At 43.0% G+C, this 14,225-nt stretch carries 14 protein-coding genes; 12 read left to right on the plus strand and 2 right to left on the minus strand.

The window, feature by feature from the left end:
- Positions 1–100 precede the first annotated feature (100 nt).
- The 11 genes from T530_RS0105810 (at position 101) to yhbY (ending at position 10,907) form a co-directional block, all read left to right on the plus strand.
- Positions 101–1,729, plus strand: coding sequence for a family 43 glycosylhydrolase (locus tag T530_RS0105810; protein ID WP_081773671.1), 1,629 nt, complete (start codon positions 101–103; stop codon positions 1,727–1,729).
- A gap of 136 nt (positions 1,730–1,865) precedes the next feature.
- Positions 1,866–2,495, plus strand: a complete 630-nt coding sequence (locus T530_RS0105815; protein WP_038073829.1) for an ATP-dependent Clp protease proteolytic subunit — start codon at positions 1,866–1,868, stop codon at positions 2,493–2,495.
- Between the two features lie 2 nt (positions 2,496–2,497).
- Complete coding sequence (locus T530_RS0105820; protein WP_027728202.1) at positions 2,498–3,394, plus strand: GNAT family N-acetyltransferase; 897 nt, start codon at positions 2,498–2,500, stop codon at positions 3,392–3,394.
- Positions 3,395–3,437: 43 nt separating this feature from the next.
- A complete protein-coding gene (locus T530_RS13655) occupies positions 3,438–4,259 on the plus strand; it encodes a DbpA RNA binding domain-containing protein (RefSeq protein WP_051537849.1) in 822 nt (273 codons plus the stop codon).
- 133 nt (positions 4,260–4,392) lie between these two features.
- Entirely contained in the window at positions 4,393–5,073 is a 681-nt protein-coding gene (locus tag T530_RS13660; protein ID WP_051537850.1) for an MBL fold metallo-hydrolase, read from the plus strand.
- Between the two features lie 93 nt (positions 5,074–5,166).
- Positions 5,167–6,123 carry an ABC transporter ATP-binding protein gene (locus tag T530_RS0105835; protein WP_027728203.1) on the plus strand — a complete coding sequence of 319 codons (957 nt, stop codon included), beginning with the start codon at positions 5,167–5,169 and terminating at the stop codon, positions 6,121–6,123.
- A 15-nt stretch (positions 6,124–6,138) separates the two neighbouring features.
- Positions 6,139–6,861: an ABC transporter permease gene (locus T530_RS0105840; protein WP_027728204.1), complete on the plus strand. Its 723-nt coding sequence runs from the start codon at positions 6,139–6,141 to the stop codon at positions 6,859–6,861.
- A 1-nt stretch (position 6,862) separates the two neighbouring features.
- Positions 6,863–8,971 carry a GldG family protein gene (locus T530_RS0105845; RefSeq protein ID WP_027728205.1) on the plus strand — a complete coding sequence of 703 codons (2,109 nt, stop codon included), beginning with the start codon at positions 6,863–6,865 and terminating at the stop codon, positions 8,969–8,971.
- 20 nt (positions 8,972–8,991) lie between these two features.
- A complete protein-coding gene (locus T530_RS0105850; protein WP_027728206.1) occupies positions 8,992–9,918 on the plus strand; it encodes a DUF4340 domain-containing protein in 927 nt (308 codons plus the stop codon).
- Positions 9,915–10,571 (plus strand): aminoacyl-tRNA hydrolase, encoded by a 657-nt coding sequence (pth, locus tag T530_RS0105855; RefSeq protein ID WP_027728207.1) that lies wholly within the window; start codon positions 9,915–9,917, stop codon positions 10,569–10,571. Before T530_RS0105850 ends, pth begins: the two co-directional genes overlap by 4 nt.
- 54 nt (positions 10,572–10,625) lie before the next feature.
- Positions 10,626–10,907 (plus strand): ribosome assembly RNA-binding protein YhbY, encoded by a 282-nt coding sequence (gene yhbY, locus T530_RS0105860; protein ID WP_027728208.1) that lies wholly within the window; start codon positions 10,626–10,628, stop codon positions 10,905–10,907.
- Positions 10,908–11,024: 117 nt separating this feature from the next.
- On the opposite strand, the gene pyrE is transcribed toward yhbY, so the two are convergent.
- Complete coding sequence (gene pyrE, locus T530_RS0105865) at positions 11,025–11,711, minus strand: orotate phosphoribosyltransferase (protein ID WP_027728209.1); 687 nt, start codon at positions 11,709–11,711, stop codon at positions 11,025–11,027.
- A 93-nt stretch (positions 11,712–11,804) separates the two neighbouring features.
- Between pyrE and ptsP the strand changes: the two genes are divergently transcribed.
- On the plus strand, positions 11,805–13,538 hold the full coding sequence (gene ptsP / locus T530_RS13665; protein ID WP_038073831.1) for a phosphoenolpyruvate--protein phosphotransferase: 1,734 nt from the start codon (positions 11,805–11,807) through the stop codon (positions 13,536–13,538).
- A gap of 91 nt (positions 13,539–13,629) precedes the next feature.
- Here the strand turns inward: ptsP and T530_RS0105875 are convergent, their stop codons facing one another.
- Positions 13,630–14,214, minus strand: coding sequence for an AAA family ATPase (locus T530_RS0105875; RefSeq protein ID WP_027728210.1), 585 nt, complete (start codon positions 14,212–14,214; stop codon positions 13,630–13,632).
- Positions 14,215–14,225 lie beyond the last annotated feature (11 nt).

Genomic DNA, 14,225 nt, shown 5'->3' on the forward strand with positions numbered 1-14,225 from the left:
GGGTGGGGTAGGCGAAAAGCGTGCTTTGAGCCGTAGGGCGGGGCTCCGCCCTCCTTCCTAAAACCTAGAACCTAAAACCTATAACCTATATAATTACCTTATGAGTTACCGAATTATCAATCCAGTTTTGTCGGGGTTTTATCCTTCGCCTAGTGTTTGCGCGGCGGGCGGGAAGTTTTTTATGACTGCGGCTTCTTATACTTATTTTCCGGGGCTGCCGCTTTTTTCAAGTAAGAATGGGGTCTCATGGGAGCAGATTGGAAATATTATCAGTTCCGGGGCTCAGCTGGATATGAGCGGGCATGGAAGCGAAAAAAGGCTGATGACGCCGACTATCCGTTTTGACGCTTCTTATGGCGAAAAGGGGCGTTTTTACTGCGTGGCAAATCAGCCGGAAGGAATCGGAATTTTTCTTTCTTTTAGCGATGAACCTTCTGCCTGGTGGTCGAATCCGGTTCATATTGACGGAGCTCACGGCTATGATCCTTCGATTTTTTTTGATGATGACGGAAGCGTCTGGTATTGCGGCGTTCGCGAAGCTACGGAAGATAAATTTTATGACAGTCAGAGCGAAATTTTCCTTCAGCGAATTGATCTGGAAAGCGCCCGGCTTTTTGGTGAGCAGAAAATCATTTTGAAAAGTGATTCCCGCAGAATCGGCTGGATGGAAGCGCCTCACATTTTTAAGAATGACGGCATTTACTATCTTCTTTACAGTGAGGGCGGATTTACCCTGAATCACGGGGTTAGCATTGCCCGTTCTGCAAAAATTGATCAGGACTGGCAGATTAAGGATACCAACCCGATTTTTACTCACCGCAACATGGGTAAGCAGGCAAAAATCATTAATGTAGGGCACGGGGATATTTACAGCGACAAGGACGGACGCTGGTGGATTGCTGTGAGCGGCTGTCGTCCTTACGGCGATAAGGTTTCCCGCTTTATCAATATGGACAGGGAAACTTTTATTCTGCCGGTACGCTGGGAAGACGGCTGGCCTTTGATTGCGCCTGAAACCGGTAAAATTGAAAATGCCTATAGTCTGAGCGGCCTTGTGGTTAAGCGGGCTGATGATGATGCGGATGCGGTTATCACTCCTGTTATTGATGACTTTAATGAAGGAACGCCTAATCCTTACTGGCTTACAAACCGGGCCTTCTGCGAAAATCTGATTAAGTGGGATGAAGTTTCGGGAATGCTGAGGCTTTACGGGGGTGCGGCAATTCAGTCGGAAGAAAACCTTGCTATGGTTGTGCGCCGGCAGACTGCCTTCTGTTACGAGGCTTGCGCTCATCTTTCCTGCTATTTTGCAAATCAGGGAGATTGCGCGGGAATCATCTGTTATCAGAATGAAAAGTATAACCTGCGCCTTCAGTTTAAGTACCTGGGCATGGTGATTGCGATTCAGTTTATCCGCACTCTTGACGGTAATGACGAGGTTGTAAAGGAAGAAATTATTGGCGGCGGAAATAATAATTTTGAAGGCATTTTCCGAATTGTTGCTGAAAAGCAGCTTTTGAAATTTGAATATGGCGCTGATGAGCGCTGTATGAGTATTTTTGCGGCTGACGTTGATTCAAGCTTCCTTTCGCCTGATAAGTCGGGTGGTCGTTCGGGAGTAACGCTGGGTATGTTTGCAATTGCCGGCGGCGATTTCAACCAGAAGCAGTTCTACGCCGATTTTGACTGGTTTAAGTATGAGAATATAACCAGGGAGTTTGTGTCATAAATACACTTAAACTGACAGCTTTAAGTGACAGCCGGTGCGGAAGATTAATAACTGCAGGTGAAGTTACGATCGGCACATTGAAAATACGCGTTTTTTTCATTATATTAATAGAAAGCATATAAAAAATGAGGTTCACATGAAATCAATTTATGCATCTCCTTTATCAGCAATTTTAAATGATGAGGAAGAGGAAGAGAAAAAAAAGGCACCAGAGATGCCTGATCCACTTACTGAAAAATTCTTAAAAACACGTCAGATTATCCTTTCGGGCGAAATCAATAAAGATTTGGCAGATAAGATTGTCCGCCAGCTTCTTGTTCTTGAGGCAGACGACGCTAAAAAAACAATTTACATGTACATTGATTCTCCTGGTGGTGACGTTGATGCCGGCTTTGCAATTTTTGATATGATTCGCTTTATCAAGTGCCCGGTTGTTCTTGTTGGAATGGGACTTATTGCCAGCGCCGCTACTCTTGTACTTCTTGCTGTACCAAAAGAAAAACGCGTTGGTCTTCCAAACAGCCGCTACCTTATTCATCAGCCTATGAGCGGAATGAAGGGTGTTGCAACTGACATTGAAATCCACGCAAAGGAAATGGAAAAAACTAAGGCATTGCTTAACAAATTGATTGCTGATGAAACAGGAACTCCGCTTGAGCAGGTTACTCAGGATACAAACCGCGACTACTGGCTTGATTCTGAAGAGGCTGTAAAATACGGACTTATCAGCAAAATCGTTACAAAACGCACAGATTTGCCTAAATAATTATGACATTTACTTTAACCGACGGCCTTATAGATCAGATAATTTCCGCAATGGAAAATCAGGAAAAGTCTTTTCTTCTTGATGCTGATACTCTTTCCCTTGTGGAAAAAAGCGACTCGGTTAAAGCTGATGATAATCTTTTTTACGAACTGCCTGAATGGAATGCTGCAGACGGTTTTGAACTTAGAGAAGCCTTTGTAAACCAGCTGCATATAGTGGCTGTAAAGAAGGAACTAAAGGAAGTTCTTCATTCAGGAAGGGGGGTGTTTAAGAATTTTAGAAATGTTCTGAAAAATTATCCCGATGCTGATAAACGATGGCATATTTTTAAACACAACTTTATGTCAGCACGTATCAACGAATGGTATAATTCTTTGCGAGAGGTATGGGGACTTGAGAAATTAGATTATTTTTCGGAAACCGACGAAGATTTAGTTCACGATGATTTTTCATTTGTAGAGTATAAGTCGGGCGAAAATCAAAATGAGGTCCTGCAGCAAACCTGCGCTTTTTTGACAGATGACAGTTCGGAATTGCCGGACGATTTTAGAAAATCATACTACACTTTGCTTGAAGACAGATTCAAAACTTATGATTTAGTTAATCAGACTGGAGTTTTGTGCCGCTCTCAGGCAGATGAATTTGCGGGATGTATTACCGCATCTGTTATGGTTGGAAATCAGGAAAAAACGATGGTTTTGACAAGTTTTTTTGTTCCTGAAAACTTCCGTGGACTTGGAATTGGAACGGAGTTAGTAAACTTACTTCTCAGTCAGCTGAAAGCCCAGGGAAAAAAATGGATTTTACTGCCAAATATTTTTATTCCGGAATTTTTTGAACCGTTATTAATACGCAGAGGTTTCAAAAAAATGAGAAACGGATTTTTTGCAGAAATCTAATAATTATTATTTTTATTATATTAGGAATTAGGAGATTACCTTTATGGCTTACAGACACGATAATCGTGAATTTGAAATTAATGAAGAGCAGGTTGCAGATTTTCTTCAGAATGCAGTAGAAAAAGTTCGTACATCTGAAGATGTTGATGTTCTTGCAAGCCTTAGCAAACTTTTTAAGAAGAATGTTTCTCTTACAGTGCGCAAATATGTTATTGCGCTTATGCTTAAAGAATCTTTGAAACATTACCGCTTTTTTGGAAATAACCGCAGAAATGATAAATTCTCTCGTACAGACAGAAACGAAAGAAATGAACGCCGTGACAATCACTCACGCAATGAATATAAGGCTTCTTACCGTCAGGAAAAATCAGAAGAAGAAGTTGTTTCTGCAGAAGCTACAGAAGAACGCCCACGCCACCCACGCGTAGAAATCCCGGAAGCTGATGCAATTTCTATTTTCATCAGCATCGGTAAAAACCGCCGCGTTTATCCACGTGACCTTGTTGGTATTCTTATCGCAATCGCTGGTCTTGACCGCGAACGCATCGGTGACATCAAGGTTCTTGCTAACTACTCTTTTGTTCAGCTTTATAAGGATGATGCACAGCAGGCTATCGACAAATTGAACGGTTACGACTACCGCGGACGCAAGCTTGCTGTAAGCTATTCTCGCCAGAAGTCTGAAGGTGAAGAAGGCGAATCTTACGCTGAAGATGCCGGCGCAGAAACTGTTTCTGACAAAATTGATTCTGGTTACGAGGCACCTGCAAGCATGAGCGAACAGGATATGGCAGCAGAAGATGCAGCAGCTCTTCGCGCAGCTGAAAAGGCCGCTGATAACGAGCCTTTCGGTGCTAATGTGTAGGAGTTTGTGTCATTGTCGTGCTTCAACACGACAATCTTGCTGATATAGATTATCGGGTCAAGCCCGATAATGACAGGTTAAAATTATGACCTTCTGCCATTGCGCGGGGGTCATTTTTTTTGAGTTAGTGAAAATGGAAAAGTTTTATTGCTTACAGACCGGTGTGTTCGGTGTAAATACTTATATTGTTCCGCTTGAAGGTGAAAGTGCCGCCCTCCCGCGTCCCGCGCTTGTAGTGGACCCTGCGGCCTGCATGCTTACAGGCGACGCTTCCAAAATTACAAGTCTTCTTTCCCAGAAAAAGCTGACCTGCCAGGCAATCCTTCTTACCCATACCCATTTTGACCACATCATGGGAATCAGCGTGATGAAAAAGGCTTTCCCAGATGCAAAAGTCTACGTTCATAAGGCAGAGGCTGGCGAACTTGGCTGTGGTGCACGAGGGGAGGCTGGCGGCATAATAAACCGCAGCATTCTTTCTTCTTTTGAGATGGAAGCAGTGCTGGATGGCGTTGCAAATCAGCCGGAAGCAGACGTTTTGCTCAGCGGCGGCGAAGTTCTTTTTGATGACTGGAAGGTTATTCATACGCCGGGGCATTCGCCTGGTTCTGTATGTTACTACAATGAAAAATCGGGGCTTCTTCTTAGCGGCGATACTATGTTTTACCACAGCTGGGGAAGAACCGATATGCAGGGTGGAAACGAGGCCCAGATTTTTGAAAGTCTTTCGCTACTCAAAAAAACTGTAAAACCTGGAACTATAGTGTTACCAGGACATGACCATTTTGGTTTTAATATAGAAGAAAATAGGTAAAGCTAAAAAATTGCTGCATCGCAATTTTTTTTAACGCTTTGCTATTGAACACCGCGGGCTCTGACCGGCCCGCTTACACAGGAGGCAAAAAAAATGATAGATGTATCCCACGTTTCCCGAAACTTTGGGGATTTTCGTGCGGTAAGTGACGTTAGTTTTTCTATTCCTAAAGGTCAGATTGTTGGTCTTTTGGGTCCTAACGGAGCCGGAAAAACTACGACAATGCGAATGATTACGGGCTTTTTAGCCCCGTCTGCCGGCGAAATTTTTATTGATGGAAAAAACATTCAGGAGTCGCCGGTAGAAGCCAAGCAGAAAATCGGTTATATGCCGGAAAGTGCGCCTTTGTACGGCGACATGATTGTTGAAGATTATCTGCGCTATATTGCAGAAATTCAGGGCGAGAATCCTGAGGAAAAAGTGCCCCTTCTGTGCAAGGAATGCGGTCTTAAAGAAGTAATGAGCAAAAATATCAGCGAGCTCAGCCGCGGTAACCGCCAGCGAGTTGCCCTTGCTCATGCCCTTATGCACGATCCTGAAATCCTGATTCTTGATGAACCGACTTCCGGTCTGGACCCTAACCAGGTTGAAGATGTTAGAAACATTATCCGTGAAATCGGTAAGACAAGAACTGTAATTGTTTCTACTCATATTTTGAGCGAAGTTGAAACCTTGTGTTCCCGTGCAATCATCATCAGCGGCGGTAAGCTTGTTGCGGACAGCTCAATAGAAGAACTTAAGGAACGCTTTGGGCACTCTCTTTCTGTAAAAATTACTGCAAGCGGTGATTTTGAAGCTCTGTCTGAAAAACTTAAGGGCGTAGCCGGAGTTGCAAATGTTACTCTGCTGGGTTGCGAGAAAGTGACTGGCGCTGGTACGTCAGAGACTGCCTTAAACGACATCCTTATCAGCGTAGCTGGAAATGAGGAAATCCGTCCTGCAGTTGCCAAGGCCTGCGTAGAAAACGGCTTTAATCTTTATGAAATATCAGTTCAGAAAAACAGTCTTGAGGACGTATTCCACGCCCTTACAGAAAAGACTGAAAAATAACGGGGTGGCGCAAAAATGAAATCAAATAGAAAAAATCCTGCGCTGATAATTTTTTCGCGCGAATTCAAATCATATTTTACAAGCCCTGTGGCTTACATTGTTACAGGTCTTTTTTTAATCATCTCGGGAATAATGTTCTTCTCGACATTCTTTTTGAGTAAAAATGCAGAAATGCGTCAGTTCTTCGGACTGCTTCCAATCATGCTGAGCTTTTTTGTTCCGGCCCTTACAATGCGCCTTTTTGCAGAAGAAAAACGCAGCGGCTCACTGGAAACTTTGATGACTCTTCCTGTTACTGAAGTTGATGTTGTTACTGGAAAGTATTTTGCAAGTCTTGCGGGCACTTTGATTATGCTGGTGCCGACTCTCTTTTATGTAATCACCCTTGAGATTTTCAGTTCTCCGGATTACGGTCCTATTATCGGCGGTTACATCGGGGCAATCTTTTTGAGCGCAAGTTTTACTGCAATCGGGCTTTTTGCATCTTCAATCACAAAAAATCAGATTATAGCATTCTTTACAGCCTTTATTATCTGCATCGTGCTTACTCTGATTGATGTTTTCCTGGTTCTGCTTCCGGCTCCTCTTGTAAGCTTTTTGAGCTTCATTTCGGCAAGTTCTCATTTTACTTCAATTTCTCGGGGAATTATTGATACCCGCGATTTGCTTTATTTTATTTCGCTGACATCACTTTTCTTTGTAATTACTGTAAAAGTTCAGCAGCAGGAGAGTAAGTAAGATGAAAAAGTTCTTGAAATGGTTAAAAAGTCCTGCCAGTGACTTTGCGCTTTTTATTCTTCTATTAATTCTGGCAAACCTGGCTGCCCACAACGCATTTTTGCGTCTTGATTTGACAGCTCCAAAATCATATTCGCTTTCTAAGGCCAGCTGTTCACTCGTAAAAAATCTTGAAGAGCCTTTGAATGTCCGCGTTTTCTTTGCAGATAACCTTCCTGCTCCTTACAATGAAGTTGCCCAGTATGTAAAGGATATTCTTGTGGAATACAAGGGTGCTGCCAACTCAAAATTCAGCGTAAATTACATGGATATGTCTAAGCCTGAAAATGAAAAGATTGCCCGCGAGTACGGACTCCGTCAGATTCAGATTCAGGAAGTAAAAAATCACGAGGTAGGCTTTAAGCAGGCTTATATGGGAATTGTTGTTTCTTACGGAGACAACATTGAATTGATGGACGGAATTACTTCTGTAGACGGCTTTGAATATTCTTTGACTACAAAAATCTCAAAGATGATTAGCCTTTCTGATACTCTTGCGGCTCTTAATGGCGGTGAAAAAATTACTTTGACCCTGTATGCAAGCGATGCCCTTTCAAAATTCCGCGAGCAGGCAGAAGACCTTCTTCGTAACGGTGTTGCCGCTGCCAATAAACAGAATCTTGACAGCCTGACCTTCCGCCTTGTTAGTCCAGACTCAGCGGAAGTTGATGCTCTTAGTGAAAAATACGGTCTTCCTCGCCTGAACGTGCAGGGAAAAACTGGTGCTGTAGAAACTGCCCTTTTTGGAGCTGTTCTTGAATATGGCGAAAAGTTCATTCTTCTTCCTGTTCAGATTAGCCGCTCTTTATTTGGTTACGGAGTCGGCGGTCTTGATGATATAGAAGGCACAATTTCTCTTGCTCTGGAAAGCCTTCTTTCAAAAACTACAAAGATCGGATATATCACGGGACACGGAGAAGTTTCCCGAGAGGCTCAGGGAAATCCTTATGGTCAGCAGGATGTGATGAATGCCGCTAATTTTGAAGCAATGCTTTCTGATATGTATGAGCTTTCGGACATTGATTTGAGTAAGGACGAAATTCCTGTTGAGATGGGACTTGTGATTGTAAATGGCCCTAAATCAGACTTCAGCGAAAGTGAACTTTACAAGCTTGACCAGTTTATCATGAAGGGTGGAAACGTACTTTTCTTTGTTGACGGTGTTTTGCCAGGCCAGCAGGATTATTACGGAAACGTAAGCTTTGCTCCAAATGAGCTGAACATTGACCGTCTTTTGGAAAAATACGGTGTAAGCCGCGGAAAGAACCTTGTTCTTGATAAAAACTGCTACACTCAGATGGACCGTCAGAGCGGAAAACAGAATCTTTTGTGGGTTCCGGTTTTGCAGAAAAACTCATTGGCTAAAAAGAACCTGATCACAAAAAATCTTGGCTATGTAATCATGCTTTTGAACGGTTCTCTTGATGTTACAGCTGCTGAAGCAAATAAAAATCTTAAAACAACAGTTCTTGCAAAATCTTCTGAAAATTCCTGGACAATGGACAAGAACATCATGCTTAATCCAAATCTTTTGATGCCGCCTGCTGAAAAAGAAAAGATTAAGGCTCAGAACCTTGCTGTTCTGCTTGAAGGTAAATTCGACAGCGCCTTTGAAAGCGCGCCGGAACTTCCTGAAAGTGAAGAAGGAGCTGACGAAAATGCAGCTGCCGTTAATGCCGCTTCATCAGATTTTTCTAAAATCGAAAGTAACGCACATCTTAAATCTGGCGTTCAGAGCGGAAAAATCATCGTCTTCTCTTCTTCAAATATTACAACTGGCCAGGTTATAGAAGGAAATGTCAGCGGAAATCCAATCGCAATGTTCCTTATGAATGCGGTTGATTATCTGAGCGGTAACGAAGATTTCTGTACAATGCGTACAAAAGGTCTTTCAGTAAATGCTTTGAATGTAAAATCTCCGCTATTTGCAGATTTCATGAAGCTCTTTAATCAGTTTGGTCTTGTTGTCCTTGTAGCCCTTTGCGGTCTTGTAGTTATCAAAAAACGCAATGCCCGCCGCAGAAAGATTGATGAAAAATACAATCCTGATGATGAGCGTCGAATAAAGTAGATATTAAACAGGAGATGAATATGCAGAAAAGAAAATTAATTTTACTTTGCGCCTGTGGCTTTTTGCTTTTAGTTTGCATTTTGCAGGCAATTTTGCTCAATAGAAGTTCTGTAAAAACTTTTACACTTAAAGATGAGCCGGACAAAATTACAATTGAATCTGCCGGAAATACAGTTTTGCTTGCTAAGTCTGGCGATGTCTGGCTGGTAGGAGAATCAAAATATCCTGCAAATAGCGCGAATGTTGATTCTATTGTAGCGGCAGTAAAATCTGTTAAGGTCCTTGACCGCGTGGGAAGTGCTTCCAGCGAAGCTTCAAAAATCCGCTATGATTTGACTGACGGCAAGAAAATCACAGTTACAGCTTTTTCCGGTGAGAAGGAAATCCGTAAAATCACTGTGGGAAAGGCTTCTTCAACAGGTTCTCAGGGCTACATCACAATTGATGGAAGCAACGATGTTTACCTTGCTTCTGGAAACTTGAACGGAACTTTTGGAAAGTCGGTTGCAGATTTGCGCAGTAACACTGTATGGACTTTGGAAAAGAATATGATTGGTGCAGTTTCTATTAAAAAGGCAGACGGCACTGAATTCAAAGTTTCACGAGAAGGTCAGGCAGAAAATATGACCTGGAAAATTGACGGACACGGAATTGTTACCGGCGAGGTTGACGGACAGAAGGCTGAAAGCTGGTTCGGCGAGTTTGCTTCTTTGTCTGCAAGCAGCTGGGATGATGATTCAGCAAGTCCTGCAGGAAAATATCTTTTGACTTGTGAAGTTGAGATTGGCGGAAAAACTGTCGCTCTTGATTTGTTCCAGACAAAAGAAGAAAGTGATGATCAGCCTGCAGAATACTGCGCTTCTTCTACAGAAACTCCATACACCTTTGAGCTTGCTTCTTATTCGGCAAGAAAATTCTTAAAGAATCCGGAAGAGCTTTTAAAATGATTAAATTAGTAGCATTTTTAGGAAATTACGGAAAAGAATACGAAAAGACCCGTCACAACGTAAGCTGGTTTTTTGAAGACTCGCTTCCTTTTGCGGGTCGCCTTAGCTGGCAGAGCAAGTTTAAGGGTGAAATTGCATCTTTTACCCCGGATGAGCTCAGCCAGTGGGCCTGCGATTACAAAATCTGTTCTAAAAAAGACGGATCGCCTGTACTTGTGCCGGAAGAGGCTCCGGCTCATATTTACTTCTTAAAGCCCATGACCTATATGAATCTTAGCGGCGAAAGCATTATTGAAGTTGCAAACTTTTATAAGATTAAGCCGGAAGAAATTATGGTTGTTCATGACGAGCTGGAACTGACTCCTGGTTTTGTTAGCTTTAAGTGGAGCGGCGGACTTGGCGGTCACAACGGTCTTCGTTCAACAAAAGCAGTTTTGAATACACCGGACTTCTTCCGTCTTCGTTTTGGAATCGGTCGACCGACTCTGCCTAATCAGGGAGTTGCCGACTATGTTCTTAGCCGCTTTACTGCTGAAGAAGAGCCTTTGATGCAGAATGTTTTTAGTCAGACAAATCTGCTTTTAGTGAAGGCCCTTCTTTCAAAAGAGCCTAAGGATTTAGCGCAGGCCTGGGGAAAGAAGAATCTGCTTTAAATAATTCAATCATTCCGTCTTGTGAGCAAGTCTGAAGTTTAGTAGAATAAAGGAATGATTGAATTAACAAGTAAACAGAGAAAAGAATTAGAAAAGGCTGCTCATGATTTGCAGCCTGTAGTTATTGTTGGTGGAGCAGGAGTAACTGAAGGCGTTATAAAAATGGTCGACAGCTCACTTTCTGCCCACGAACTGATTAAGATTAAGTTTAACGAATACAAAGACGAAAAGGTTGAGCTTACAAACAAGCTTTGCGAAGAAACAGATGCTACACTTGTGCGTCTTATCGGAAATGTAGCAATTTTATTCAGAGAGAAAGAAGACGAAGAAGAATAACAAGCTTGCACTGTAAAAAAAGCGGGACGCAGACGGAAATTAAGGGGGGACCCGTGAGGGGGTGATACCTTGATTTCCGTCGTCGCTGGAACCCGCTTTTTTTACGGATTTAGGTTATTATTTTGCACCGTACTGTTCGTAGTAGGCGTCAATTTCTTTTTTAATTTCTTCCGTTATAACTTTTTTATCGCCGTTTGTGTAAAGAGCGTCGATTACGTCATCCATGCTTACGATGGCGCGAGCCGGGAATCCGTATTTTTCTGAAATTGTTTCGAGGGCGGATTTTGTGGTGTCCGGCGCTTTTTCACGGCGGTCAAGACTTACGATTTCACCAACAATTTTAATTCCGCCGGCAGTAGTTTCCTGAGCCTTGATTTTCGGATAAGTTTCTTCGATTGATTTTCCCGAAGTTGTAACATCCTCGATTATTACAACGCGGTCGCCGTCCTTGATTTTGTAGCCAAGAAGGGCACCCTTGTCAGCACCGTGGTCTTTTTCTTCCTTGCGGTCAGAGCAGTATTTGATTTCCTTTCCGTAAAGCTTTGAATAAGCGATTGTGCAGGCAGTTGCAAGAGGGATTCCCTTGTAAGCCGGGCCAAAAAGCACGTCAAAATCGTCTCCGAAATTGTCGTGAATTGCCTTTGCGTAGAACTCACCAAGACGGGCAAGCTGGCTTCCTGTAACGTAAGCGCCTGCGTTCATAAAAAATGGTGACTGTCGTCCGCTTTTGAGCGTAAACGACCCGAACTTCAAAACCTGACATTCAAGCATAAAATCAATAAATTCTTTTTTGTACTGTTCCATGCCTTGATTTTAGCATTTTTAATTACAGTAATCAAAGGCCGTCAAAATAAATCATTTTAAAACAAATGCAAACTGTGCTATAATCTAAAGAATATGGAAGTATTTTTAGGTGTGCCTGCTGCCGACGGAACCGGAATCGGAACCGCCTTTGTTATACCGGATGCCGTAAAACGCGCAATCCCTCAGCATAGAATTAAAATTGATCAGACTAACCGCGGCTGGGAACGTTTTGAACTAGCCTGCCAGAGCGTAATTCAGGATATTACCGAACAGCTCGAACTTCTTTCTAAAACAGATGCAAAAGATAAAATTCAGCGTGAAGTATATGAAACTTATATCCTCATGCTCGAAGATCCTGTTTTCTTAAAGGAACTCAAGGATTTTTATCAGCGTGAACTTTTCAATATTGAATATTCAGTTAATTTCAAGGCTGAAGAATATGCCTCACGCCTGCGTCAGTCGGGTAACGACTACCTTTCTGAACGCGCCCAGGACATTACCGACATTTTTGGCCGTGTCCTTGATGAAATGCTTGATATTCATCCTTTTGATATTAATAGCGTACCAGACGGCAGTGTAATCATTGCAACTTCGCTCAGTTCTGCAGATACAATCATTCTTTCAAAGCGAAAAATTTCGGGTCTTGTTTTGAGCGAGGGTGGTGTTTCAAGCCATGTGGTAATTCTTGCCCGAAACTATGGCATTCCTACAATCCTTGGAATAAACGGGCTTGTAAAAAAAGTCCACAATGGTGAAACCGTAATCGTTGACGGTAAATCAGCAGAACTTCTTGTAAGCCCTGATAAATCTACAATTCAGGAATACAAGCTTAAAATCCGCGAGGAATTTAACCGCAAGCAGGCTCTTAAGGCCTTTTTGGATAAGCCTGCTGTTACTAAAGACGGTATAAAATTTGAACTTCTGGCAAATATCGGAACTATTGAAGAAGCCCGTATCGCAAAGGATGAGGGCGCTGATGGAATCGGTCTTTTCAGAACTGAGTTCCTTTTTATGTCGGAAAACGGCGCTTCCTTGAATGCCGCTGCCCGCTCTTTCAGTGAGCAGACCCAGTTTGAAGCTTACAAGGCTGTTCTTGAAATTATGGGTAATAAGCCTGTTACAATCCGAACTCTTGATGCCGGTGGAGATAAATTAATCAATTCGGTTGATATTCCGATTCTTGATGAAAAAAATCCTCTTATGGGACTCCGTGCCGTTCGCCTCAGCCTTGCAAATCCGCAGGTATTTAAGACTCAGCTCCGCGCCCTTTACCGTGCCAGCGTTTACGGAAACTTAAAAATTATGTTCCCGCTCATTTCCAGCGTAAGCCAGGTTCGCGAGTGCCTTAAAATCACTAAGGAAGTTCAGAGCGAGCTTGCCGCTGAAAATATTCCTTTTAAAAAAGATATTCCGGTTGGAATCATGGTTGAAACTGCGGGTGCTGCCCTTGTAAGCGACTGCCTTGGAAAGCTCTGCGACTTCTTCAGTCTTGGTACAAACGACCTTACCCAGTATACTCTTGCCGTTGACCGAGAAAATCCTCACGTAGCCGACCTTTACAACGAGTTTAACCTTGCTGTTCTCCGTCTTATCCAGATGACGCTGAACTCTGCCCAGGACGCAAATATCCCTGTTTCTGTCTGTGGTGAAATGGCCGGTCGTGCCGACAGCGTTATGGTTCTTGGCGGTATGGGAATCCGTACTTTGAGTATGAGTCCAAAGCTGATTTCCAGCACAAAAGAGCTTTTATCGCGCTTTTCGATTAAGGAACTGGAAGCAATCAGTGCCAAGCATTTGAATGAGCTTAGTCTGATAGTTGAAAAATAGCGGGCGTTGCGGGGCGGCGCCTGAGCCTCGCAGAAGGGGTAGGGCGCGACGAAGTGCGGCCGAAGGGGAAGGCTTTCCCCTCCTTCTTTTCTTATTTCGCCAGTTCGCAGATTACATCCACGCACTTGTCAATTCCAATTACCGATGAATACAAACATACATCGTAATACTTTGCTACGCCGAATTCTGTGTTTGTAAAGTATGAACAGTATTTCTGGCGGGCCTTGTCGATTTTCTGAAGGTGAGCAAGGATTTTGTCTTCCGGCATATCCTTCATCTTGTCTGCCTTAAGGTATTTTACGCGCCAGTTAGGATTTGCGCTGATAAATACATGAAGAGTGTTGTCAAATTCTGCAAGGATGGAATTTGCATTGCGGCCTACAATCACGCAGTTTCCCTTTTCGGCAAATTTGCGGATTACGTTTTTCTGGGCGTTGTAGAGTTTTTCATCGAGCGGAGAAGAGTAAAGGTTGAAAAGGCTCTGACCGAATCCAAAACCGTGACTCAGTTTTTCGTCCAGCTTGATGGCTTCGTCAGGAGTCATGTTTGCTTCTGCAGCAGTTTTGAAAATCAAATCCTTGTCGTAGTATTCAAAACCAAGACGCTCGGCAACACGCTTTCCGATAGTTCCGCCTGCCGAACCAAATTCTCTGCTGATAGTAATAATTTTTTTCATAAAACGCCCCC

The sequence above is a fragment of the Treponema sp. C6A8 genome (assembly GCF_000619925.1).
Classification (GTDB): domain Bacteria; phylum Spirochaetota; class Spirochaetia; order Treponematales; family Treponemataceae; genus Treponema_D.

Bases quoted from the DNA above. Each gene is read 5' to 3' on its own strand.
- T530_RS0105810 (WP_081773671.1), top strand. From the start codon at position 101: ATGAGTTACCGAATTATCAATCCAGTTTTGTCGGGGTTTTATCCTTCG.
- T530_RS0105815 (WP_038073829.1), top strand. From the start codon at position 1,866: ATGAAATCAATTTATGCATCTCCTTTATCAGCAATTTTAAATGATGAG.
- T530_RS0105820 (WP_027728202.1), top strand. From the start codon at position 2,498: ATGACATTTACTTTAACCGACGGCCTTATAGATCAGATAATTTCCGCA.
- T530_RS13655 (WP_051537849.1), top strand. From the start codon at position 3,438: ATGGCTTACAGACACGATAATCGTGAATTTGAAATTAATGAAGAGCAG.
- T530_RS13660 (WP_051537850.1), top strand. From the start codon at position 4,393: ATGGAAAAGTTTTATTGCTTACAGACCGGTGTGTTCGGTGTAAATACT.
- T530_RS0105835 (WP_027728203.1), top strand. From the start codon at position 5,167: ATGATAGATGTATCCCACGTTTCCCGAAACTTTGGGGATTTTCGTGCG.
- T530_RS0105840 (WP_027728204.1), top strand. From the start codon at position 6,139: ATGAAATCAAATAGAAAAAATCCTGCGCTGATAATTTTTTCGCGCGAA.
- T530_RS0105845 (WP_027728205.1), top strand. From the start codon at position 6,863: ATGAAAAAGTTCTTGAAATGGTTAAAAAGTCCTGCCAGTGACTTTGCG.
- T530_RS0105850 (WP_027728206.1), top strand. From the start codon at position 8,992: ATGCAGAAAAGAAAATTAATTTTACTTTGCGCCTGTGGCTTTTTGCTT.
- pth (WP_027728207.1), top strand. From the start codon at position 9,915: ATGATTAAATTAGTAGCATTTTTAGGAAATTACGGAAAAGAATACGAA.
- yhbY (WP_027728208.1), top strand. From the start codon at position 10,626: ATGATTGAATTAACAAGTAAACAGAGAAAAGAATTAGAAAAGGCTGCT.
- pyrE (WP_027728209.1), bottom strand. From the start codon at position 11,711: ATGGAACAGTACAAAAAAGAATTTATTGATTTTATGCTTGAATGTCAG.
- ptsP (WP_038073831.1), top strand. From the start codon at position 11,805: ATGGAAGTATTTTTAGGTGTGCCTGCTGCCGACGGAACCGGAATCGGA.
- T530_RS0105875 (WP_027728210.1), bottom strand. From the start codon at position 14,214: ATGAAAAAAATTATTACTATCAGCAGAGAATTTGGTTCGGCAGGCGGA.